This is a genomic window from Streptomyces similanensis (genome assembly GCF_039543625.1).
GTDB lineage: Bacteria > Actinomycetota > Actinomycetes > Streptomycetales > Streptomycetaceae > Streptomyces > Streptomyces similanensis.
The window spans coordinates 127,496-148,541 of the sequence record NZ_BAABKC010000006.1; the positions used below are offsets into that span (position 1 = coordinate 127,496).

The window sequence follows — 21,046 nt, forward strand, 5'->3', positions numbered from 1 at the left end:
CCGCGGCGCCTCGTTACCCTTCTGCCATGACAAGCGCGCTGCTCGACCGGGCCCTCATCGAGGAGGCCACGAAGAAGTCCGGCCTGATCTGGGTCAAGGGCCCCGGCACGCCCGCCCGCGCCCTGTGGCACGTCTGGCACGAGGGCGCGGCCTGCCTGGTCGGCGACGGTCCCGGCGAGCAGCCGCTGCCGCACCTGACCGACGGGGCGGCGGCCGAGGTGACGGTGCGCAGCAAGGACAAGGGCGGCCGGCTGGTCACCTGGCCGGCCCGGGTCGTGGAGCTGGCGCCGGAGTCGGAGGCGTGGCGGGAGACGGTGGCCGAGCTGAAGGGCAAGCGGCTCAACGCCCCCGACGGCGAGGCCATGCCCGAGCGGTGGGCCCGTGAGTGCCGGGTGCTGCGGCTGGAGCCGGCCGGGGCGAGCGAGCCGCTGCCGGACGGTTCGCTGGCCGAGGCGCCGCTGCCCACCCCGGCGACCACCCGCCGGCCGGCCCCGGCGGCCCTGCCCCGCCTGCTCCTGAAGAAGCGCCGCCGCACGTGACCTTCCGGGGCCGCCGTTCCCTCGGCACCTGACCTTCCGGGGCCGCCGCCCCCCGGCGCGCGGCCCGCCCCGGCCGCGCCCTCAGGACGTCGGCAGCTGCTTGCCGTAGTCGACCGTCTGGTCCTTGGCCGGCTGGGTCAGCGGAAAGTCCTTGTTCCACTCCGAGAAGCCGAGCGTTCCCGCGCCGCCGGCGCGCTGCAGGCGCAGCGGGTACGGGCTGCCCTCCAGGGAGACGTCGAGGGTGCCGCCGGTGCCGCCGGCGCCGGTGAGGCGGATCGTGCGGACGCCGGACGCCTCGTGACGGCCGTCGGTCGCCAGCGTGCCGTGCAGCGTGAGCAGGCCGTCCAGCAGCGCCTTCTTGTCGGTGAAGCCGCTGAAACGCTGGTAGGAGGGGTCGCCCTGGGGCACCTTCACGTACTTGCCGTCGAGCTTGCCGGCCGCCCCGCCGTCGCCCTTGCCGGCGTCGTCAGCGTGGTTCCAGAAGGCGGCGTCCGCCTTCAGGTAGAGCTGCTCGCCGACCCGCAGCAGTCCGAAGGCGACGCCCTGGGAGGTGACCGAGCCGGTGCCGCCGTCGGGCTTGAGCCGCATGTCGAGCCGGTACGTACGGCCGTTGCTGACCACGTCGCCGGACACGTGCACGGCGCCGGCGGAGTCCGCCGCCGCCCTCGTCCTGGACTGGATCTGCGCGGCCGGCAGCTTGCCGACCCCGTTGGTGCCCGCGTCCGGGTCGTCCCCGGAGCACCCCGTCAGCCCCGCGCCCGCGACGACGGACACGGCGCACAGCGCGCCCCTCAGCACGGTCCGGCGGATACGGCCCCGGGGAATCGCAGTCACAGGTGGCGCTGCCTTTCAGACGCGAGCGGCGGATGCGCGGCGGGCCAAAGGACGCGGGGCGGATGCCAGGGCGGCGCCCGACGCGGCGTACCGCAGCGTACCGGGGCCGCGGCGGGCCCACGGAGCCGGTCCGTCCGGACCCCTCACCAGGGCGTATCGGAACGGGACGGGCTAGCCTGAACCCGACCTGAGCGGGCAGGGGAAGGACACCGTCGAAGAACACCACCCCACCCACGCGATGCCCTCGGCATCACGGAGCACGCAAAGGAGGCGCACCCATGGCAGCCGGCGCCCCCCGGATCTTCGTCTCGCACCTCGCCGGTGTCGCCGTCTTCGATCCGAGCGGCGACCAGGTGGGCCGCGTGCGCGACCTGGTCGTCATGCTGCGCGTCGGGCGCAAGCCGCCCCGGCTGCTCGGCCTGGTCGTCGAACTGCCCACCCGGCGCCGCATCTTCCTTGCCATGACCCGGGTGACGAGCATCGAGTCCGGCCAGATCATCTCCACCGGCGTGCTCAACGTGCGGCGCTTCGAGCAGCGGCCCACCGAGCGGCTGGTGTTCGGCGAGCTGATGGACCGGCGGGTGACGCTCGTGGAGAGCGGCGAGGAGGTCACCGTCCTGGACCTGTCGGTGCAGCAGCTGCCCGCGCGCCGCGACTGGGAGATCGACCGGGTCTTCGTCCGCAAGGGCCGCAGGAGCGGCGCCTTCCGGCGCAACAAGGGAGAGACGCTGACCGTCGAGTGGTCCGCGGTGAGCGGGTTCTCGCTGGAGGAGCACGGGCAGGGCGCGGAGAACCTGCTCGCCACCTTCGAGCAGCTGCGCCCCGCCGACCTCGCCAACGTGCTGCACCACCTCTCCCCCAAGCGGCGCGCGGAGGTCGCCGCCGCCCTGGACGACGACCGGCTCGCCGACGTGCTGGAGGAACTGCCCGAGGACGACCAGATCGAGATCCTCGGCAAGCTGAAGGGGGAGCGCGCGGCCGACGTGCTGGAGGCGATGGACCCGGACGACGCGGCCGACCTGCTGGCCGAGCTGCCGGTGGAGGAGCGCGAGCGGCTGCTCGGTCTGATGCAGCCCGCCGACGCGGCCGACATGCGCCGGCTGATGTCGTACGAGGAGCACACGGCGGGCGGTCTGATGACGACGGAGCCGATCGTGCTGCGCCCGGACGCGACCGTCGCCGACGCGCTGGCCCGGGTCCGCAACCCCGACCTGTCGCCGGCGCTCGCCGCCCAGGTCTACGTCTGCCGGCCGCCCGACGAGACCCCGACCGGCAAGTACCTGGGCACGGTGCACTTCCAGCGGCTGCTGCGCGACCCGCCCTACAGCCTGGTCGGCTCGCTGCTGGACGACGACCTCCAGCCGCTGGCGCCGGACGCGGAGCTGCCGGTGGTCGCCGGGTTCTTCGCCGCCTACGACATGGTGGCGGCGCCCGTGGTCGACGAGTCGGGCTCGCTGCTGGGCGCGGTCACCGTGGACGACGTGCTGGACCACATGCTGCCGGAGGACTGGCGGGAGACGGAGTTCCACCTGGACGACGAGGGGGTGGTCGGCCATGGCGGCTGAGCGCGAGGGCAACCGCGAGCGGCACCCGGTGGGCGCCACGGCGGCCGGCCGGCCGCAGCGCGCCCGGCTGGACCAGCCGCGCGCGCTGCGGCGCCGGCTGCTGCCCGAGTGGGACCCGGACGCCTTCGGCCGGCTCTCCGAGCGCATCGCCCGCTTCCTGGGCACCGGGCGGTTCATCGTCTGGATGACGGTGGTGATCATCCTCTGGGTGGTGTGGAACATCGCCGCGCCGGGCGCGCTGCGCTTCGACCAGTACCCGTTCATCTTCCTGACCCTGGCCCTGTCCCTCCAGGCCTCCTACGCCGCTCCGCTGATCCTGCTCGCGCAGAACCGGCAGGACGACCGCGACCGGGTCAACCTGGAGCAGGACCGTAAGCAGAACGAGCGGTCGATCGCCGACACCGAGTACCTGACGCGGGAGATCGCCGCGCTGCGCATGGGCCTGGGCGAGGTGGCGACCCGCGACTGGATCCGCTCCGAGCTCCAGGACCTGATCAAGGAGCTGGAGGAGCGGACCGACGGCCACCGGCCGCCTGCCGTATTCCCGGCGGATCACCCGCGCGGACGTGACATGGACGACCGCTGACGGGGGTCCCGGGGCGACGGCCGCGCGCCGTACCATCGTTGGCATGGTTACGGAAGACGCGGTGCGCGAAGCGCTGGCGACGGTTGACGACCCCGAGATCCACCGGCCCATCACCGAGCTGGGCATGGTCAAATCGGTGGAGATCGGCGCGGACGGGGCGGTCGCGGTCACCGTGTACCTGACGGTCTCCGGCTGCCCGATGCGCGAGACGATCACGCAGCGGGTGACCGACGCGGTCGCGCGCGTCGAGGGCGTCACGCGGGTCGGCGTCTCGCTGGACGTGATGAGCGACGAGCAGCGCAAGGAGCTGGCGAACGCGCTGCGCGGCGGCCAGACCGAGCGCGAGGTCCCGTTCGCCAAGCCCGGCAACCTGACCCGCGTCTACGCGGTCGCCTCCGGCAAGGGCGGCGTCGGCAAGTCCTCGGTCACGGTGAACCTCGCGGCGGCGATGGCGGCCGACGGCCTGAAGGTGGGCGTGGTCGACGCCGACATCTACGGCCACAGCGTGCCCCGGATGCTGGGCGCGGACGGACGTCCCACCCAGGTCGAGAACATGATCATGCCGCCGTCGGCGAACGGCGTGAAGGTCATCTCCATCGGCATGTTCACCCCGGGCAACGCGCCGGTGGTCTGGCGCGGCCCGATGCTGCACCGCGCGCTCCAGCAGTTCCTCGCGGACGTGTACTGGGGCGACCTGGACGTCCTGCTGCTCGACCTGCCGCCCGGCACCGGCGACATCGCGATCTCCGTGGCGCAGCTGGTCCCGAACGCCGAGATCCTGGTCGTGACGACGCCCCAGCAGGCCGCCGCCGAGGTGGCCGAGCGGGCCGGTTCCATCGCCGTGCAGACCCACCAGAAGATCGTCGGCGTGGTGGAGAACATGTCCGGGCTGCCCTGCCCGCACTGCGGCGAGATGGTCGACGTCTTCGGCACCGGCGGCGGCCAGACGGTCGCCGACGGGCTGACCCGCACCACGGGCGCGTCGGTCCCGGTCCTCGGCTCCATCCCGATCGACGTGCGGCTGCGCGAGGGCGGCGACGAGGGCAGGCCGGTCGTCCTGTCCGACCCGGACTCCCCGGCCGGCTCGGCGCTGCGCGCCATCGCGGGCAAGCTCGGCGGCCGCCAGCGGGGCCTGTCGGGCCTGTCGCTGGGCATCACGCCGAGGAACAAGTTCTAGCCGCGGCGAGGCTTCGTACGACGCGAAGGGCGCCGTCCCCACCGGGGGCGGCGCCCTTCGCCGTGCGGTCCGCCGGGTCCGTGTACCGGTCGGACCGGTCGGACCGGTCGGACCGGTCGGACCGGTCAGGCGTAAGCGGTGATGTCCTTGACGACGGCGAAGCCGAGCCCGTACGCGCTCATCCCGCGCCCGTACGCGCCCAGGTGCACCCCCTGCTCGGTGGTGCCGGCGAGCACCCAGCCGTACTCGGAATCGCGGTAGTGGAAGGCCGCGGGGACGCCGTCCACGGGCAGGGACAGCGTCGACCAGTCCGGGCCGGACAGGTCGTCGGCCAGCACCCACGCCGTCTCGGTCTGCTGGTCCAGCCAGTCGTCGCGCAGGGCGTGGTCCATCTGCATCGGCCAGGTGAAGGACAGCAGCCCCACGCCGGCCAGCCAGGCCGCCGAGGAGACCGTGGTGGCCTCCAGCCGCCCGGTCCCGTCGGCGAGGTGCCGGACGGGGTTGGCGGCGACGGTGACGACGACGGCGAACTTCTCCTTGGGCTCGTCCGGGGACCCGGAGACGAACTCGTTGCGCAGGGAGGGCTCGTCGCCGTGTCCGATCGAACCGTGTTCCACGGAGCCGTCGGCGGAGGTGCCGACCTGCATCAGCCAGCGCGGGCCCGTGAAGGCCTCGTCGAGGCCGTACCACGGGAAGGGCGCCGGCAGATAGCCGTCGACCGCGCGCCGGGCGGCGGGGGCCGGTTGTCCGCCCTCCCCGGCCGGCGCCTGCGCCACCGCCCTACTTGTCGTCTCCATCTGCCCGGACGCCTCCTCGCTCTCGTCGGACCGGGGCGGCCCGCCCCCCTTCGGGCGCACCCGTCCGGTCCGCACAACAACTCGGCAGCATATCCACCCCGCCTCGGGCAGCCCGGAAGCTCCCGGCGCTCGGGGTGCGGGAGGACCCGTTCAGGCCGCGCGTGCCGCGCCTGCGGCACGACGGTGTGACGACGATATGACGCGCATCACGGCGATATGACGGTATGACACGCCTCACACCGCCGAGAACGACTCAGGTGGCGTCCGCGTCGAAGGGCGGCCGGTCGTCGTCGGCGCCCTCGGGCTTCTTCGTCATGTCGATCCGGGCACTCCCCGAGGACGGGGAGGACGGGGAGGACGGGGTGGCGGTGTCGCGGCTGTGCACCGCGTCCGTGACCTCGGCCATCTCCTTCTTCAGGTCGAAGCCGTTGCGGATCTCCTTCAGCCCCAGGTCGTCGTTGTCCAGCTGCTTGCGGAGGAACGCCTTGGGGTTGAGGTCCTCGAACTCGAAGTCCTTGAACTCCGGGCCGAGTTCCTGACGGATGTCCTGCTTGGCACTCTCGGAGAACTCGCGGATCTTGCGGATCGTGCGCGTCACGTCCTGGATGACCTTCGGGAGCTTGTCCGGACCGAACACGAGCATGGCCAGGACGATGATGGTCGCCAGCTCGGGCAGTCCTATGTCGTTGAACACCTGAAGCTCCTTGCGATGTCCGTGGTCCTCGGCCCTCGGGCGGTCCGGTCTGTACGGGTCCATCCATGGTCCGGGCCGGCTCCACGGTACCCGCAGCACGCGCGCGACCGGTACCGTCCCGAGGTGTCGGACCGCGTGTACACGACGAGATTCGCGGTGCGTTCGCCCGGCGTTCGCCCGCGCCGCACGCGTCTCGCGCCCGTGCGGCGCGGTTCAGCCGCCGGCGGACCCGAGCACGAGGGTGACCTCGCGGGCCCGGCCGCCGCTGCGGACGGTGAGCCGCAGGCGGTCGCCCGGCCGGTGGGCGCGGGTCCGCACGATCAGCTCCTCGCCCGAGTGCACGGTCCGGCCGTCCACCGCCGTGATCACGTCGCCGGCCTTGATGCCCGCCTTGGCGCCGGGGCCGCCCGGGGTGACCGGGGCCCCGCCGTCCCGGCTCTTGTCGCCGACCCGGGCGCCGTCCCCGGTGTAGTTCATGTCGAGGGTCACGCCGATCACCGGGTGGCTGGCCCTGCCGGTGTTGATCAGCTCCTCGGCGACGCGCTTGGCCTGGTTGACCGGGATGGCGAAACCGAGCCCGATGGAGCCGGCCTGGCCGGTCTGCACGTCGGAGCCGGTGTCGGCGCTGCGGATGGCCGAGTTGACGCCGATGACGCGGCCGCCGGAGTCGAGCAGGGGGCCGCCGGAGTTGCCCGGGTTGATGGGCGCGTCGGTCTGGAGCGCGTCGACGTACGACACGTCGCCGCCGTCGCCCTTCTCGCCGCCGGCCGTGATCGGGCGGTCCTTGGCGCTGATGATGCCGGAGGTGACGGTGTTGGCCAGGTCGAAGGGCGCGCCGATGGCGACGACCGGGTCGCCCACCTGCACGTTGTCGGAGTTCCCGAGCGGCATCGCGGTCAGCCCGCGTACGCCGGTCACCTGGACCACGGCCAGGTCGTAGCCGGTGTCGCGGCCGACGACGCGGGCCTTGGCGGTCTGACCGCCGCTGAACGTCACCGATATGGCGCCGCTGGACGCGGCCGGCTCGACGACGTGGTTGTTGGTGAGGATGTGACCGAGGCCGTCGAGCACGAAGCCGGTGCCGGTGCCCTGCTCGCCGGAGCCGGACACGTGCAGGGTGACCACGCTGGGCAGGGCGCGGGCGGCGATCCCCGCGACGCTGTCCGGGGCGCGCCCGGCGGGCTCCTTCCCGGCCTGCGGCAGCTCTACGGCGCCGATGCCGCCGTCGCGTTCGAGGACGGCGCCGACGAGACCGCCGAGCACGCCGGAGACGAGCGCGAGGGCGAGGGCACCGCCGACCAGAGCGCGCCGCACCCTGCGGCGCCGCTGGGCCGCGCCGCGCTGCGCGGCCCCGCTCTCCTGAAGCGGCGCGACGGCCCAGGGGTCGTACCGCCCCCAGGGATCACCGGCCCCGGCCGGCCCCTCCCCTCCCCCACCGTCCGCCCCGGAGGGCGGCGACACGGAGGCGGCGCGCTCGCCGGGGGCCTGCGCGGGCGGCACGAAGGGGGCGGGTGCCTCCGCCGGGGCCGGGGGCGGCACGAAGGGGGCGGCTGCCTCCGCCGAGGCCGGGGGCGGCTCGGCGGAGGCGGCCGCTCGGGTGGCGGGAGTCGCGGGCGCGGGGAACGGCGAGGTGGGGGCGGACGCGTCCGCCGGGGGCGTGGGGCGGGGCAGGGTGGGGTGCTGGACGGGCGGGGCGGGGGCCCAGGGGCCCGGTTCGCCGTAGGGCGGGGTGTCGTAGGGGTCGGGGTCGTGCAGGGGGCTGGGACGCGCGGACACGGGCGCGGGAGGCGTGGCCGAGGTGTCGTCGGCGAGCGGTGCCGCGGGCTGCTTCGTGAGAACCGGCGGCGGCGGACCCGGCGACACCGCCTCCGCCGCCCCGGTCCCCACCGCGGTCTCCGCCGCCGCCTGCGGCGGGTGGGCGGACGCGGCGGCTGCTCGGGCAGACCCGGGCACCTCCATGGCCTGCGGCCCTTGGGGCGGCACGGTGGTGGCCCCGGCGGTCCCGGACGTCTCCGGCCCTGCGGGGCGGGCGAGTTCGAAGTCGGCGTCGGCAGACGGGGCGGGGGTGCTCTCCGAGGGGTGCCTCAGTTCGTAGTCGCCGTCGTCGCGCGGCCTGGACGGCGCGGCCGTACGGGGTTCCCCCTCAGCGGCGGGCGAGACGGCATCGGCCGAGCCGACGGCAGGCGAAACGTCGTCGGCCGGGACGGCGAGCGACGGGGCCTCGGCCGCGACGGCAGGCGAGGCTGCGTCAGCCGAGGCGGTGCGGGCAGGGGCGGCGGCCTCGGGAGTGGGAGGCGCGGCGGCGGCCTCGGGAGCGGGCGGCGCGGCGGCGGCCGGGGCGACGGCGTCAGGGGTGGGTGGTGTGGTGTCGCCCGGGGGGCGGGTGCGGGTGCGCCACCTCGGGCGGGTGGACTTCGTGGGCTTGCCCTCGTTCATGCTCTCCCCACAGGTGCCCGCGGCACGCCCCCAGCACGGAGGACGCGCTTCGTCGTCTCCGCGCCCCGACCGGTGTCATGGGCGCGACCACCAGGATTCAACCAGGTTCGCGGGCCACCGCGCAGAGACCGGTGGACGACCGGTCAGTGCGCGGTGCGCGCGGCGGCGGAGCCGGAGGGGTCCGGCGCCGGGGTGGCGGCGGGCGCGGCCAGCAGGCCGGGCGGGGTGAACCCCGCCTCCGCCGACCAGCCGGTCAGCGAGATCGGCGGCCGGGCGCCGAGCGGGCGTATCAGCGGCGAGAGCATGGCGGCGCCGGTCAGCACCGGCGTCGTCATCGCCCGGTCCCCCGCCGACTGCTGCCCGGCGGCCGACGGCCGCGCTCCGGGCAGCAGGGGCGCGGACAGCGAGGTGGGCACGAGCGGCGCCGTACCGGAGGAGGACCGCTGGCCCTGGGCGGACACGGGGCCGGCCGGCTGGCGGCGGCGGGCGGCCTCGGGCCACGTCACCGCACCCGCGCCGCCGGCCGCCGTACGCGCCGGAGTCACATTGCTGCCGGCGCCGGAGCCCCCGCGGGCCTCCGCCGCCGTGTCGCCCACGGCGCCGGTGGTCACCCCGCCGAGCGCGACCGCGGCCAGCGACACCGCTCCGGCGGCGACGAAGGCGAACCGCAGCCCGCGCGAGGCCGACCGCTCACCGTCGGGACGGCCGACGGGATGGACGCGGAAGCCCTCCGCGGCGTCCGGGCGGTGCGGGTGCGGCTGGGCCGGGACGTAACCGAACTCGAACCGCTCGCGGCGCACGCCGAACACCCCGGACGCCCCGGAGTCCTGGGAGCTCCGTCCGGGCAGTGCGGGAAAGCCCGCGTCGTCCAGGGGCGAGCCGCCGTCACCGCCGCCGGGCAGGCCCTGGAGCCGGGCCAGGAAGCTCGCGGAGGGCGGCGGGGGGGCCGTCTCCGCGAAGACGTTCTTCAGGCGGCGCTGCGCCTCCACCTCCGTCCTGCACTTCAGGCAGGTGGCCACGTGCGCCAGGACGCGCTCGCGCGCCTCATGACCCAACTCTCCGTCCACCAGGGCGGAGAGCCGGTCTCCCAGATGCTGTTCCGCGAAGCCGCTCGCGGCGGATTCGGGTCGGGAGCCACTCACGCGGTCGCGCCTCCTCCCCCCAGCGCGGGGACCCGGGCCACGAAACCGCGCCGCTCGGCCCGGCGCGCCTCGGGCGAGCGGTGCGCGAGGGCCTTGCGCAGCTGCGAGCGGCCGCGGTGGATCCGGGAGCGCACCGTGCCGAGCTTGACGCCGAGGGTGGCGGCGATCTCCTCGTAGGACAGCCCCTCGATGTCGCACAGGACGACCGCCGCCCGGAACTCCGGGGCGAGGGTGTCCAGCGCCTGCTGGACGTCCGCGTCGAAGTGCGCGTCGTTGAACAGCTGCTGCGGGGTGGGCTCCTTGCTGGCCAGCCGCTCGGCGGCGTCCTCGCCGAGCGCGTCGAAGCGGATGCGCTGCTTGCGGCGGACCATGTCCAGGAAGAGGTTCGTGGTGATGCGGTGCAGCCAGCCCTCGAACGTGCCCGGGGTGTAGGTCGACAGGGAGCGGAAGACGCGGACGAAGACCTCCTGGGTGAGATCCTCGGCGTCGTGCTGGTTGCCGGTGAGGCGGTAGGCCAGGCGGTAGACGCGGCCGCTGTGCGTGCTGACGATCTCCTCCCAGGTGGGCGGAGTCCACGCCTGCCCGTCCGCGTCGGTGGAGAAGGTCGCGGTCTGGGCGAAGCCGTCGGCGCGGCTCGGGTCAGCGGCTGTGTCGGTCACGGATTTCGGCCTGCCCGCCGATCCGAGAAGGCGCCGCAGCGCTCCTCCCCGATCCACAGGCACAGCCGCACCTCCCCTGTCGGCTCTGGTGGTGTCCAGTGGAGCCCCTACCATAACCACCTCGCCCGTTAGCTCCGGATAAGCGGTTTTACGAGAATTTGACACCCGCTGCCCGGCCCGGGCCGGCCGCGTCAGCACGTGTCCCGCGTCCCGATCCATCCCATATCCCCCGTCCTGCCCCCGGCCGGTCCCGGCGCCCCCGCGCCGCCGCTTCGCACACCCCTTCAAACGACCGGTCCCATCTGCGGGTTCCCGGCCCCAACGGATACAGTCACGCCCGAGGCATCCACGGGACATAGGAGAGGGTCATTACCGGCAACCGGCAGACGAGCTCGGCGTTCGCCGACGCCTATGTCGCCGAGGACGAAGCTCTGCTCTGGGCCCGGGACCGGGCCAGTGACGCGGGGCTGCGCTCGGTGTCACCCGGCGCGGGCGCGGCCCTGCGCCTGCTCGCCGCCACCGCGGACGCCAAGGCGGTCGCGGAGATCGGGACCGGGACCGGCGTCTCCGGCATCCACCTGCTGCACGGCATGCGCCCGGACGGGGTGCTGACCACCGTGGACCCGGAGCCGGAGCACCAGCAGTTCGCCCGGCAGGCCTTCCGGGCCGCCGGCTTCGCCAGCAACCGCGCCCGCTTCATCCCCGGCCGCGCCCTGGACGTGCTGCCCCGGCTCGCGGACGCCGGATACGACCTGGTCTTCTGCGACGGCGACCGTCAGGAGTTCCTGGACTATCTCGCCGAATCGTTGCGCCTGCTGCGACCGGGGGGCCTGGTGGTGTTCGAGGGCGTCTTCGCGCACGGGCGGACGGTGGACTCCGGGCCGCAGCCGACCGAGGTGCTGCGGCTGCGCGAGCTGCTGCGCACGGTGCGCGAGAGCCCCGATCTGGTGCCGTCGCTGCTGCCGGTGGGCGACGGCCTGCTGTGCGCGGTCAAGCGCTGAGGCGCGCGGTCAACGGGCTCGATGAGCGAAACGACCGCCCCGGCGCCGCATGCGGCGCCGGGGCGGTCGAAAAGGATCTGTCCGCTCGCGCGTCAGCCGACGACCTTCTTGAGGGCGTCGCCGAGCGCGTCGGCCTCGTCAGGGGTCAGCTCGACGACGAGTCGACCGCCGCCTTCGAGCGGAACGCGCATGACGATGCCCCGCCCCTCCTTGGTCACCTCGAGCGGGCCATCACCCGTCCGCGGCTTCATGGCCGCCATGCTCGTACCCCTTCCTGAAACCCAGCTCATCGTCTAAGCCGACGCCCCACCGAAGGGCACGCGTGATCAGTGCCCCAAAGGACGCAGGACACGCGACACCGGCATCGAACACATTGCTTCCCAGCCATTATCCCGCATCCCAGGACCCGATGACCAACATCAGCAGGCATCGCTTGGGCAACGCGCGCGAGCAAAACCACCCAATTCGGCGATGTGGCTGCGATACTGCGCGCCCGCGCCGACTTCCTCCGCCGTCCGGCCCGGCGGAATTCTTTGACGCAGGTCACACGTCCGCTCCGCGCCGCGGCCGGTGATCTCCGTCATGCTGTCCTTCGGACCCAGCACGTACCGAGCGGTACGCCTCAGAACCGCCACACCGGAGGGGATGTCCCATGGCCGACACCGTGCTCTACGAGGTGAGCGACGGACTCGCGACGATCACGCTCAACCGCCCCGAGGCGATGAACGCGCTCGACGTCGCGACCAAGGTCGCCCTGCGGGACGCGGCCGAGTCCGCGGCGGCCGACGCCGCCGTGCGCGCCGTCCTGCTCACCGCCGCCGGGGACCGGGCGTTCTGCGTGGGTCAGGATCTCAAGGAGCACATCGGGCTGCTGGCCGCCGACCGGGAGAGCGGCGAAGGCCGGACGATGAGCACCGTCGCCGAGCACTACAACCCGATCGTGCGGGCCCTGGCGGGCGCCGCCAAGCCCGTCGTCGCGGCGGTCAACGGCGTGGCCGCCGGCGCCGGCTTCGGCTTCGCGCTCGCCGCCGACTACCGGATCGTGGCGGACACCGCCGCCTTCAACACCTCCTTCGCGGGCGTGGCGCTCACCGCGGACTCCGGCGTCTCCTGGACCCTGCCGCGGGTGGTGGGTCCCGGCCGCGCCGCAGACCTGCTGCTCTTCCCGCGCAGCGTCTCCGCCCAGGAGGCCTACGAGCTGGGCATCGCCAACCGGCTGGTGCCGGCGGCCGAGCTGCGCGCCGAGGCCGAGAAGGTCGCGCGGGCGCTGGCGCAGGGTCCGACGGTGGCGTACGCGGCGCTCAAGGAGGCCGTTGCCTACGGTCTGACGCACTCCCTGGCCGAGACCCTGGAGAAGGAGGACGAACTCCAGGGGCGGGCCGGGCAGTCCGAGGACCACGCCATCGCCGTACAGGCGTTCGTGAACAAGGAGAAGCCGAAGTACCTGGGCCGCTGATCCGGACCGCCCCGGCCCCTCGGGGGGCTCAGGGGCGGCGGCGGGCGACGCAGTCGGCGAGGTGGTCGTCGACCAGTCCGCAGGCCTGCATCAGGGCGTACGCCGTCGTCGGGCCGACGAAGCGCAGGCCGCGCTTCTTCAGGGCCTTGGACAGGGCCGTGGACTCGGGGGTGACGGCCGGGACGTCGCCCAGCGCCCGGGGCGCCGTACGGGCGGCCGGATCGGGGGCGTGGGACCAGATCAGGGCGTCCAGGTCGCCCGGGGACCAGTCGGCCAGCACGCGCGCGTTGGCGAGGGTCGCGTCGATCTTGGCACGGTTGCGGATGATGCCGGCGTCGGCGAGCAGGCGCTCGCGGTCGGCGTCCGTGAACCGCGCCACCGCGGCGATCTCGAAGCCGGCGAAGGCGGTGCGGAAGCCGGGGCGGCGGCGCAGGATCGTGATCCACGACAGCCCGGACTGGAACGCCTCCAGGCTGAGGCGTTCGTAGAGGGCGTCGTCGCCGTGGACCGGGCGGCCCCACTCCTCGTCGTGGTACGCCACGTACTCCGGCGCGGACAGCGCCCAGGGGCAGCGCAGGCCGCCGTCCGGGCCGGCCACCGGCGCGCCGGCCGTCAGCGCGGCGCCCACCGTCGTCTCGACGGTCACCACGTCGTTCGTCGTCATGTCGCCGGTCGCCGCCTCGTTCGTCGTCACGTCCTCGGTCCCGCCTCGTTCGCCGTCACGTCCTCGGTCCCGCCTCGTTCGTCGTCGCGTTCGTCGTCGCCGGCGTCGCGCGGTTCTTCGTCGTCGCGTCGGCCGTCATCGCTGGTCCTCCGGGCCGGGCTCGGCCGGGCGGGCGTGGGCCGCGGCGGCGCGGGCGCCGGCCAGCGCGGACTCCAGCTCGGCGATCCGGGCGTCGCGCTCGGCGAGCTCCGCGCCGAGCCGGCCGAGGGCGTCGTCCACGTCGGCCATCCGGTAGCCGCGGACGGTGACCGGCAGCCGCAGGCTCTCCAGGTCGGCGCGGCCCAGCGGCCGGTCCGCCGGCAGCGGGTCGTGCACCAGCTCGGGCGCCGCCTCGGACAGCGGCGCGCGGCCCTCGCCGCCGCCCACCACCGCCAGGGTGACCGCGGCGACCACGACGGCGAGCGCCACGACCAGGAACAAGAACATAACCATCGCTGGGGTCCCCACGGAGTCCGTCGTATGTGTCAGGGTCCGATCGTGCCATGCGACGCTGACGGTTAGGGTCGCAGGCGGCCGAAGACCGACAGCGTACGAGGAGAGGTCACAGGGGATGCTCAGGCTGGGCAAGCGCGAGTTCGACGCGCACGAGCCGGTGGTCATGGCGATCGTGAACCGGACCCCGGACTCCTTCTACGACCAGGGGGCCACGTTCCGCGACGAGCCGGCCCTGGCCCGGGTGGAGCAGGCGATCGCCGAGGGCGCCGCGATCGTCGACATCGGCGGGGTGAAGGCCGGGCCGGGCGAGGAGGTGTCCGCCGAGGAGGAGGCGCGGCGGACGGTGGGGTTCGTGGCCGAGGTGCGGCGGCGGTTCCCCGAGGTGATCATCAGCGTGGACACCTGGCGGGCGGACGTCGGCGAGGCGGTGTGCGAGGCGGGGGCGGATCTGCTGAACGACGCGTGGGGCGGCGTCGATCCGCGGCTCGCGGAGGTCGCCGCGCGGTACCGGGTGGGGCTGGTGTGCACGCACGCGGGGGGCGCGGAGCCGCGGACCCGGCCGCACCGGGTGGTCTACGAGGACGTCATGGCCGACATCCTGGCGGTGACGGTGGGGCTGGCGGAGCGGGCCGTCGCGCTCGGGGTGCCGCGGGAGTCGGTGCTGATCGATCCCGGGCACGACTTCGGGAAGAACACCCGGCACAGTCTGGAGGCGACTCGGCGGCTGGGGGAGATGGTGGAGACCGGGTGGCCGGTGCTGGTGTCCCTGTCCAACAAGGACTTCGTGGGGGAGACGTTGGACCGGCCGGTGAAGGAGCGGGTGGTGGGGACGCTGGCCACGACGGCGGTGTCGGCGTGGCTGGGGGCGCGGGTGTACCGGGTGCATGAGGTTGCCGAGACTCGGCAGGTGGTGGACATGGTGGGGGCGATCGCTGGGCATCGCGGGCCCGCTGTCGCCCGGCGGGGGTTGGCGTAGGGGGGTGGGGGCCTGGGGCTGCGCCCCCTGGCCCCCCTTGGCCCTGCGGGCCTGCGCCTCAGGGGGTGGGGGTGGTGGTGTGTGCGCGGGTGCCGGCCCGGTGGGGGCTGGTCGCGCAGTTCCCCGCGCCCCTACTGAAGCGGGCGTTCACTCAAGAGCGCGCCCATGCGGCGGAGCCGCACAATGACACAGCCCCGCGCCCCTTTACAGCGGGCGTTCACTCAAGAGCGCGCCCATGCGGCGGAGCCGCACGACGACACGGCCCCGCGCCCCGCGCTACTTGCCCGCTTCCTTTGACATCAGGGCCACCGCCTCCTCCTCGTCGTCCGTGACGTGGAAGAGGGTGAGGTCGGCCGCCGCGGCCTTGCCCTGGGCGATGAGGGTGTTCTCCAGCCAGTCGACCAGGCCGCCCCAGTACGCCGTGCCGAACAGGACGATGGGGAAGCGGGTGACCTTCTTGGTCTGGACGAGGGTGAGGGCCTCGAAGAGCTCGTCGAGGGTGCCCAGGCCGCCGGGCAGCACCACGAAGCCCTGCGCGTACTTCACGAACATCATCTTGCGGACGAAGAAGTAGCGGAAGTTCAGGCCGATGTCGACGTACTGGTTCAGGCCCTGCTCGAAGGGCAGCTCGATGCCCAGGCCGACCGAGGTGCCGCCGGCCTCGCAGGCGCCCTTGTTCGCCGCCTCCATCGCGCCCGGGCCGCCGCCCGTGATCACCGCGAAGCCCGCCTCGACCAGGCCCCGGCCCAGCCGTACCCCGGCCTCGTACTCGGGTGAGTCCACCGGGGTGCGCGCCGAGCCGAACACGCTGATGGCGGGCGGGAGTTCGGCCAGGGTGCCGAAGCCCTCGATGAACTCCGACTGGATGCGCAGCACCCGCCAGGGGTCGGTGTGCACCCAGTCGGTGGGGGCGCGCTCGTCCAGCAGCCGCTGATCGGTGGTGCTGGCCTGGACCGCGCCCCGACGTCGGAGGACCGGCCCCAGGCGCTGCTCGTCCGGTGGCTGCTTCTTGCCCTCGGGATTGCCAGTAGGCATGTGCGCTCCCTCCGCTTGCAGGTCGTTCCACCTCAGCGTAGATCCACTCGGGTTACGGGCGGGGGACCCCGGCATGTCCGCCCCGCGGCGGCGTGCCGGGGCCGGGAGCGGAGATCAGTCGGTCAGCCAGGCGCGCAGGCGTTCCTCGCCGGCCAGGATCTTCGCCGTCTCCACCCGCTCGTCCCGCTTGTGCGCGAGGATCGGGTTGCCCGGACCGTAGTTGACGGCAGGGATGCCCAGCGCGGAGAAGCGCGACACATCCGTCCAGCCGAACTTGGGCTTCGCGGCGCCGCCGACCGCCGCCACGAAGGCCGCCGCGGCCGGGTGGCCGAGTCCGGGCAGGGCGCCCGGGCTGTGGTCGTCGATCACGAACTCCTCGACGCCGCAGTCGGCGAAGACCTCGCGGACGTGGGCGACGGCCTCCTCCTCCGTGCGGTCGGGCGCGTAGCGGAAGTTGACGGCGACGACGCACTCGTCGGGGATGACGTTGCCGGCCACCCCGCCCGAGATCCGCACCGCGTTGAGGCCCTCGCGGTACTCCAGGCCGTCGATGACCGGGTACCGCGGCTGATACTCGGCCAGCCTGCGCAGGATCGGCGCGGCGGCGTGGATGGCGTTGGAGCCCATCCAGGAGCGCGCCGAGTGCGCCCGCTCCCCCGCGGTCCGCAGCAGGACCCGCAGGGTGCCCTGGCAGCCGCCCTCGACCTCGCCGTCGGAGGGCTCCAGCAGGATGGCGAAGTCGCCCGCCAGCCACTCCGGGCGGGCCTCGGCGACGTGCTTGAGGCCGTTCAGCTCGGCGGCGACCTCCTCGTTGTCGTAGAAGACGAACGTCAGGTCGCGGTTGGGGGCGGGGACGGTGGCCGCGATGCGCAGCTGCACCGCGACGCCGGACTTCATGTCGCAGGTGCCGCAGCCCCACAGGACGCCGTCCTCGTCCAGCCGGGAGGGGACGTTGTCGGCGATCGGCACGGTGTCGATGTGGCCGGCCAGGATGACGCGCTCGGACCTGCCCAGGTCCGTGCGGGCCACGACGTTGTTGCCGAGGCGGTCCACGGTCAGGTGCGGCAGGGCGCGCAGGGCGGCCTCGATCGCGTCGGCGAGCGGCTTCTCGGTGCCGCTCTCCGAGCGGAAGTCGACGAGCCGCGCGGTCAGCCGCGCGGCGTCCTGGGTGAGGTCGAGCGGGGTTTCGGGCATGTCCGGACCCTAGGGCCTGTCCGTGCCGTCCGGCGAACCGGCCGTGCGACAGACCGGCCGTGCGGCAGACCGGCCGTGCGCCGGACCGGCCGTGCGGCAGACCGGCCGTGCGGCGCGGCGCAGCGCGCGCACCGGGCTCGGCAGCCCCGCCCGCCTCAAGTACCTTGTACGCGTGCCAGAGCCGTCCGCCTCTCCGCAGCGCCGTGGCCGCCTCCTCAGGACCGGGGCGGCCTTCGCCGTCCTGCTCGCGGTCGCCGGTTATCTCGTGGTGCAGTACCTGACGGGCGGCACCGGGCCCGGCTGCAAGGTCGTCTCCGCGGGCGGGGGCGGCACGTCGTACGCGTTCACGCCGGAGCAGGCGGTGAACGCGGCGACGATCGCGGCCGTCGGCACCGGGCGGGACCTGCCGGAGCGGGCGGTGACCATCGCGCTGGCGACCGCCTTGCAGGAGTCGGGCCTGCGCAACATCGAGCACGGCGACCGGGACTCCCTCGGCCTGTTCCAGCAGCGACCCTCGCAGGGCTGGGGCACGCCGAAGGAGATCATGGACCCGACGTACTCGGCGGGCGTGTTCTACGAGCACCTGGCCAAGGTCCCCGGCTACCAGGGGCTGCCGCTGACGGTGGCCGCGCAGCGGGTGCAGCGCAGCGGCTTCCCGGAGGCGTACGCCAAGCACGAGCCGGACGCGACGCTGCTCGCCGCCGCCCTGACCGGGCGTTCCGCGGCCACGCTGACCTGCCAGGGCCGCCCCGGCGCCGCGCGCGCCGCGGGTCCGGACGCGGTGCGGGCGGCGCTGGTACGGGACTTCGGGCGGGACGCGGTGGAGGAGGCCGGCGCGGAGGTGGGCGGCGCGGTGACGCCGACGCCTGTGCCGAGCGCGCCGTCCTCGGGCGCGCCGTCCTCGGGCGCGGGCGGGCGGACCGTGACGCTGCCGGTGCGCTCCGGCGAGGGCGCCGACGGGCGCGATGTGCGCGAGCGCGGCTGGCAGCTGGCGCACTGGGCGGTGGCCAACGCCTCCGCGCTGCACATCGAACGGGTGACGTACGCGGGGCGGGAGTGGACCGCCGGGGTCACCGACGGGGCGTGGCACACGACGGACGCGAAGAACGGCGACGGCACGGCGGCCGAGGCGAGCGCCGTGCGCATCACCACCGGCCGCTGACCCGGCCCCGGCGCCTCACCACCGGCCGCTGATCCGGCCCGGACACGTTCCTGGCGGTTCCCGGACAGCCGTGCGGTTCGTCGCTCGCCCGGGTCATATGACGGTGTCCCGGGCGGCGGGGTGCGCAGGTTTTCGTGCCGTCACCCCCGTGCTCGCCGAAACCCTTGGGAACACAAGGCCGTAGGGGCGTGGCGCCCGCCTCGGAGGTGGACGCTTTGTCCTACTTCCTCCGGAACCGATAATGCGACACATTGCCAACTCTTTGCGTCGGCGCGCCGCAACCTTCCCGGGCTTCGAGCGGTAGTCACTGCGTCCGAGCCCGGTCGGCCAACTTCCGGGCCGGGTCGAAGACTTCAAGGTTCACTTCCGTCGAAGGAGCAACATGTCCCTCCCCCTGACCCGCCGGATCGCCCGTGCCGCGCTCATCGTCGCCGCGGGAGCGGCTGCCGGGGTCGGTGCGGCCGGCTCCGCCGGCGCTGCCCCGCAGCTGCCCGCCAGCCCGAACCTCGGCGGCCTGACCGCGCTGGACGGGGCGCACGTCGGCAACGGCGTGGACGGCGCCGCGCAGCAGGTGGCCGGAGTCGCGGGCGGCACCGGCGGCAAGACGGTCGAGCAGGCGGTGCCGACCGCGGGCAGGACCGGCGGCAAGCTCGTCAAGCAGACCACCCCGGTGGCGCAGAAGACGGCGGGCGAGGCGACCGGCGCCGCGGGCGGCGTCCTCGGCGACACCGCGAAGACGGCCACCAAGGGCGGCGTGCCCGCCGCCAAGGGCCTGCCGGTCTCGGGTCTGCCGCTGAGCTGACCGCCGCGTCCGCTCGCCACCGGGCGGCCGAGAGCGTCCGGCCCGCCGCCGGGTGGCCGAGCACCGGCGCTCGCGCGCCTCGTACGCACCTCGGTGCCTCACGCGCCTCAAACGTGCCTAGCGCGCCTCGTACGCGCCGACGGGGCCCAGGAGAACTCCTGGGCCCCGTCGGCGTGCGCGGGCCGGCGTCCGGCCCGCGCCGTGGGTCAGAGCCGGGCGACGGCCGCCGCGATCCGCTCGTCGGTCGCCGTGAGGGCCACCCGTACGTGCCGGTCGCCGGCCGGGCCGTAGAAGTCGCCCGGCGCGACCAGGACGCCGCGCTCGGCGAGGTGGGCCACGGTGTCCCAGCAGGACTCGTCACGGGTCGCCCACAGGTAGAGGCTGGCCTCGCTGTGCTCGATGCGGAAGCCGTGGTCGAGCAGCGCCTGCCGCAGCAGGGTGCGGCGGGCGGCGTAGCGTTCGCGCTGCTCGCGGACGTGGGCGTCGTCGCCGAGGGCCGCCACGACGGCCGCCTGGGTGGGCGCCGAGGTCATCATGCCGCCGTGCTTGCGGATCTCCAGCAGCGGTCCGAGGACGGCCGGGTCGCCGACCAGGAAGGCGGCGCGGTAGCCGGCCAGGTTGGACCGCTTGGACAGCGAGTGGACCGCCACCAGGCCGTCCACCGAGCCGCCGTTGACGTCCGGGTGCAGGACCGAGACGGGGTCGGCCTCCCAGCCCAGTTCGAGGTAGCACTCGTCGGACAGGACGAGGACGCCGTGCTCGCGGGCCCAGGCCACGATCCGGGTCAGTTCCCGCTTGCCGAGGACCTTGCCGGTGGGGTTGGACGGCGAGTTCAGCCAGAGCAGCTTCAGGTGCGCCGGGTCCAGCTCGGTGGGGTCGTCGTAGGCGACGTACTCGGCGCGGGCCAGGCGGGCGCCGACCTCGTAGGTGGGGTAGGCCAGGCGCGGGAAGGCGACCGTGTCGCCGGGGCCCAGGCCCAGCTGGGTGGGCAGCCAGGCCACCAGTTCCTTGGAGCCGACGATCGGCAGGACGTGGCGGTGGGTGACCCCGCGGGCGCCCAGGCGCCGCTCGGCCCAGCCGGTGATCGCGTCGCGCAGCTCCGGCGTGCCCCAGACGGTCGGATAGCCGGGTGAGTCGGCCGCCGCGACCAGCGCCTTCTGGATCAGCTCGGGCACCGGGTCGACCGGCGTTCCGACGGACAGGTCGACGATGCCGTCCGGGTGGGCGGCGGCCGTCTTCTTGTACGGCTCCAGCTTGTCCCAGGGGAAGACGGGAAGCCGGTCGGAGACTGCGGACACGGGGATCAGGCTCACTTTCGCTTGCGGAAAACGCCTCGGTCCCGCACAGCGGTCGGAGCGCTCGGGGCGATCAGGCCGTACGGGACCGGGGCGGCGCGGCGCGGGACCGCCGGAGTGCTACTCGCCCTGCGGCGGCAGCGCGGCGACGAACGGGTGGTCACGCTCGATCAGGCCCAGCTTGCTGGCGCCGCCGGGGGAGCCGAGCTCGTCGAAGAACTCGACGTTGGCCTTGTAGTAGTCCTTCCACTCCTCCGGCGTGTCGTCCTCGTAGAAGATCGCCTCGACCGGGCAGACCGGCTCACAGGCACCACAGTCGACGCATTCGTCCGGGTGGATGTACAAGGACCGCTGGCCCTCGTAGATGCAGTCGACCGGGCACTCCTCGATGCACGCCTTGTCCTTCACGTCGACACAAGGCTGCGCGATGACGTAGGTCACGCTGTCGTTCCTCCTCGATAGGGCGCTGGCGGGCCTCCACAGGCTCCGCCGCCTGGCGCGCGGGAGCGCGGCGTCGTCGATGCCCCCCCTAGTATC

The 21,046-nt window shown here is 74.1% G+C and carries 23 protein-coding genes; 9 read left to right on the plus strand and 14 right to left on the minus strand.

From position 1 onward, the window contains the following. The first annotated feature begins 26 nt into the window (after window positions 1-26). Complete coding sequence (locus ABEB07_RS02190; RefSeq protein ID WP_345666744.1) at window positions 27-539, plus strand: hypothetical protein; 513 nt, start codon at window positions 27-29, stop codon at window positions 537-539. Between the two features lie 81 nt (window positions 540-620). On the opposite strand, the gene ABEB07_RS02195 is transcribed toward ABEB07_RS02190, so the two are convergent. Continuing rightward, complete coding sequence (locus ABEB07_RS02195; RefSeq protein ID WP_164588736.1) at window positions 621-1,373, minus strand: hypothetical protein; 753 nt, start codon at window positions 1,371-1,373, stop codon at window positions 621-623. A 278-nt stretch (window positions 1,374-1,651) separates the two neighbouring features. On the opposite strand from ABEB07_RS02195, the gene ABEB07_RS02200 reads away from it, so the two are divergent. The 3 genes from ABEB07_RS02200 to ABEB07_RS02210 are packed head-to-tail and all read left to right on the plus strand — an operon-like array spanning window position 1,652 to window position 4,701. Further along, on the plus strand, window positions 1,652-2,938 hold the full coding sequence (locus ABEB07_RS02200; RefSeq protein ID WP_176150392.1) for a magnesium transporter MgtE N-terminal domain-containing protein: 1,287 nt from the start codon (window positions 1,652-1,654) through the stop codon (window positions 2,936-2,938). Then, window positions 2,928-3,524, plus strand: a complete 597-nt coding sequence (locus ABEB07_RS02205) for a DUF1003 domain-containing protein (RefSeq protein WP_164588734.1) — start codon at window positions 2,928-2,930, stop codon at window positions 3,522-3,524. Before ABEB07_RS02200 ends, ABEB07_RS02205 begins: the two co-directional genes overlap by 11 nt. Before the next feature lie 43 nt (window positions 3,525-3,567). Beyond that, window positions 3,568-4,701, plus strand: coding sequence for an Mrp/NBP35 family ATP-binding protein (locus ABEB07_RS02210; protein WP_176150390.1), 1,134 nt, complete (start codon window positions 3,568-3,570; stop codon window positions 4,699-4,701). Window positions 4,702-4,826: 125 nt separating this feature from the next. Here ABEB07_RS02210 and ABEB07_RS02215 read toward each other — a convergent pair whose 3' ends face one another. The 5 genes from ABEB07_RS02215 to sigE form a co-directional block, all read right to left on the minus strand. After that, entirely contained in the window at window positions 4,827-5,498 is a 672-nt protein-coding gene (locus ABEB07_RS02215) for a hypothetical protein (protein ID WP_345666746.1), read from the minus strand. A 253-nt stretch (window positions 5,499-5,751) separates the two neighbouring features. Further along, window positions 5,752-6,192 carry a sec-independent translocase gene (locus ABEB07_RS02220; RefSeq protein WP_345666747.1) on the minus strand — a complete coding sequence of 147 codons (441 nt, stop codon included), beginning with the start codon at window positions 6,190-6,192 and terminating at the stop codon, window positions 5,752-5,754. 213 nt (window positions 6,193-6,405) lie between these two features. Next, window positions 6,406-8,628, minus strand: coding sequence for a S1C family serine protease (locus ABEB07_RS02225; RefSeq protein WP_345666749.1), 2,223 nt, complete (start codon window positions 8,626-8,628; stop codon window positions 6,406-6,408). 143 nt (window positions 8,629-8,771) lie between these two features. Continuing rightward, entirely contained in the window at window positions 8,772-9,770 is a 999-nt protein-coding gene (locus ABEB07_RS02230) for an anti-sigma factor family protein (RefSeq protein WP_345666750.1), read from the minus strand. Beyond that, entirely contained in the window at window positions 9,767-10,543 is a 777-nt protein-coding gene (sigE, locus tag ABEB07_RS02235; protein ID WP_203632849.1) for an RNA polymerase sigma factor SigE, read from the minus strand. Before sigE ends, ABEB07_RS02230 begins: the two co-directional genes overlap by 4 nt. 254 nt (window positions 10,544-10,797) lie before the next feature. Between sigE and ABEB07_RS02240 the strand changes: the two genes are divergently transcribed. Continuing rightward, entirely contained in the window at window positions 10,798-11,430 is a 633-nt protein-coding gene (locus ABEB07_RS02240; RefSeq protein WP_164582131.1) for an O-methyltransferase, read from the plus strand. Window positions 11,431-11,522: 92 nt separating this feature from the next. Here the strand turns inward: ABEB07_RS02240 and ABEB07_RS02245 are convergent, their stop codons facing one another. Both ABEB07_RS02245 and ABEB07_RS02250 read right to left on the minus strand, forming a co-directional pair. Further along, the gene (locus ABEB07_RS02245) at window positions 11,523-11,690 is read right to left on the minus strand and encodes a DUF3117 domain-containing protein (protein ID WP_003966491.1); all 168 of its coding nucleotides are present in this window, start codon (window positions 11,688-11,690) and stop codon (window positions 11,523-11,525) included. 159 nt (window positions 11,691-11,849) lie between these two features. Beyond that, the gene (locus tag ABEB07_RS02250) at window positions 11,850-12,014 is read right to left on the minus strand and encodes a hypothetical protein (protein ID WP_176150387.1); all 165 of its coding nucleotides are present in this window, start codon (window positions 12,012-12,014) and stop codon (window positions 11,850-11,852) included. A 68-nt stretch (window positions 12,015-12,082) separates the two neighbouring features. Here ABEB07_RS02250 and chcB point away from each other — a divergent pair, with 68 nt between their 5' ends. Next, window positions 12,083-12,886, plus strand: a complete 804-nt coding sequence (gene chcB, locus ABEB07_RS02255) for a 2-cyclohexenylcarbonyl CoA isomerase (RefSeq protein WP_345666751.1) — start codon at window positions 12,083-12,085, stop codon at window positions 12,884-12,886. A gap of 28 nt (window positions 12,887-12,914) precedes the next feature. Here the strand turns inward: chcB and ABEB07_RS02260 are convergent, their stop codons facing one another. Together ABEB07_RS02260 and ABEB07_RS02265 are read right to left on the minus strand one after the other, a co-directional pair. After that, on the minus strand, window positions 12,915-13,502 hold the full coding sequence (locus tag ABEB07_RS02260) for a DNA-3-methyladenine glycosylase I (protein ID WP_345666770.1): 588 nt from the start codon (window positions 13,500-13,502) through the stop codon (window positions 12,915-12,917). Between the two features lie 183 nt (window positions 13,503-13,685). After that, window positions 13,686-14,042 (minus strand): DivIVA domain-containing protein, encoded by a 357-nt coding sequence (locus ABEB07_RS02265; protein ID WP_345666752.1) that lies wholly within the window; start codon window positions 14,040-14,042, stop codon window positions 13,686-13,688. Window positions 14,043-14,160: 118 nt separating this feature from the next. Between ABEB07_RS02265 and folP the strand changes: the two genes are divergently transcribed. Continuing rightward, the gene (folP, locus tag ABEB07_RS02270) at window positions 14,161-15,021 is read left to right on the plus strand and encodes a dihydropteroate synthase (protein ID WP_176150385.1); all 861 of its coding nucleotides are present in this window, start codon (window positions 14,161-14,163) and stop codon (window positions 15,019-15,021) included. Window positions 15,022-15,297: 276 nt separating this feature from the next. Here the strand turns inward: folP and ABEB07_RS02275 are convergent, their stop codons facing one another. Together ABEB07_RS02275 and dapE are read right to left on the minus strand one after the other, a co-directional pair. After that, complete coding sequence (locus tag ABEB07_RS02275; RefSeq protein WP_176150384.1) at window positions 15,298-16,056, minus strand: LOG family protein; 759 nt, start codon at window positions 16,054-16,056, stop codon at window positions 15,298-15,300. A gap of 114 nt (window positions 16,057-16,170) precedes the next feature. Next, complete coding sequence (dapE, locus tag ABEB07_RS02280) at window positions 16,171-17,250, minus strand: succinyl-diaminopimelate desuccinylase (protein ID WP_345666754.1); 1,080 nt, start codon at window positions 17,248-17,250, stop codon at window positions 16,171-16,173. A gap of 172 nt (window positions 17,251-17,422) precedes the next feature. On the opposite strand from dapE, the gene ABEB07_RS02285 reads away from it, so the two are divergent. Then, window positions 17,423-18,412: a heavy metal transporter gene (locus ABEB07_RS02285; protein ID WP_345666755.1), complete on the plus strand. Its 990-nt coding sequence runs from the start codon at window positions 17,423-17,425 to the stop codon at window positions 18,410-18,412. 382 nt (window positions 18,413-18,794) lie between these two features. Beyond that, window positions 18,795-19,214 (plus strand): ATP-binding protein, encoded by a 420-nt coding sequence (locus tag ABEB07_RS02290; RefSeq protein WP_176150381.1) that lies wholly within the window; start codon window positions 18,795-18,797, stop codon window positions 19,212-19,214. Window positions 19,215-19,420: 206 nt separating this feature from the next. On the opposite strand, the gene ABEB07_RS02295 is transcribed toward ABEB07_RS02290, so the two are convergent. Together ABEB07_RS02295 and fdxA are read right to left on the minus strand one after the other, a co-directional pair. Continuing rightward, a complete protein-coding gene (locus ABEB07_RS02295; RefSeq protein WP_345666756.1) occupies window positions 19,421-20,512 on the minus strand; it encodes a bifunctional succinyldiaminopimelate transaminase/glutamate-prephenate aminotransferase in 1,092 nt (363 codons plus the stop codon). A gap of 117 nt (window positions 20,513-20,629) precedes the next feature. After that, window positions 20,630-20,950 carry a ferredoxin gene (fdxA, locus tag ABEB07_RS02300; protein ID WP_030746389.1) on the minus strand — a complete coding sequence of 107 codons (321 nt, stop codon included), beginning with the start codon at window positions 20,948-20,950 and terminating at the stop codon, window positions 20,630-20,632. Window positions 20,951-21,046: the final 96 nt, after the last annotated feature.

What these genes read in the sequence shown, in the direction of transcription:
- ABEB07_RS02190 (WP_345666744.1), top strand. Translation starts at nt 27, where the DNA reads ATGACAAGCGCGCTGCTCGACCGGGCCCTCATCGAGGAGGCCACGAAG.
- ABEB07_RS02200 (WP_176150392.1), top strand. Translation starts at nt 1,652, where the DNA reads ATGGCAGCCGGCGCCCCCCGGATCTTCGTCTCGCACCTCGCCGGTGTC.
- ABEB07_RS02205 (WP_164588734.1), top strand. Translation starts at nt 2,928, where the DNA reads ATGGCGGCTGAGCGCGAGGGCAACCGCGAGCGGCACCCGGTGGGCGCC.
- ABEB07_RS02210 (WP_176150390.1), top strand. Translation starts at nt 3,568, where the DNA reads ATGGTTACGGAAGACGCGGTGCGCGAAGCGCTGGCGACGGTTGACGAC.
- ABEB07_RS02215 (WP_345666746.1), bottom strand. Translation starts at nt 5,498, where the DNA reads ATGGAGACGACAAGTAGGGCGGTGGCGCAGGCGCCGGCCGGGGAGGGC.
- ABEB07_RS02225 (WP_345666749.1), bottom strand. Translation starts at nt 8,628, where the DNA reads ATGAACGAGGGCAAGCCCACGAAGTCCACCCGCCCGAGGTGGCGCACC.
- sigE (WP_203632849.1), bottom strand. Translation starts at nt 10,543, where the DNA reads ATGGTAGGGGCTCCACTGGACACCACCAGAGCCGACAGGGGAGGTGCG.
- ABEB07_RS02245 (WP_003966491.1), bottom strand. Translation starts at nt 11,690, where the DNA reads ATGGCGGCCATGAAGCCGCGGACGGGTGATGGCCCGCTCGAGGTGACC.
- ABEB07_RS02250 (WP_176150387.1), bottom strand. Translation starts at nt 12,014, where the DNA reads ATGACGGAGATCACCGGCCGCGGCGCGGAGCGGACGTGTGACCTGCGT.
- chcB (WP_345666751.1), top strand. Translation starts at nt 12,083, where the DNA reads ATGGCCGACACCGTGCTCTACGAGGTGAGCGACGGACTCGCGACGATC.
- ABEB07_RS02265 (WP_345666752.1), bottom strand. Translation starts at nt 14,042, where the DNA reads ATGGTTATGTTCTTGTTCCTGGTCGTGGCGCTCGCCGTCGTGGTCGCC.
- folP (WP_176150385.1), top strand. Translation starts at nt 14,161, where the DNA reads ATGCTCAGGCTGGGCAAGCGCGAGTTCGACGCGCACGAGCCGGTGGTC.
- ABEB07_RS02275 (WP_176150384.1), bottom strand. Translation starts at nt 16,056, where the DNA reads ATGCCTACTGGCAATCCCGAGGGCAAGAAGCAGCCACCGGACGAGCAG.
- dapE (WP_345666754.1), bottom strand. Translation starts at nt 17,250, where the DNA reads ATGCCCGAAACCCCGCTCGACCTCACCCAGGACGCCGCGCGGCTGACC.
- ABEB07_RS02290 (WP_176150381.1), top strand. Translation starts at nt 18,795, where the DNA reads ATGTCCCTCCCCCTGACCCGCCGGATCGCCCGTGCCGCGCTCATCGTC.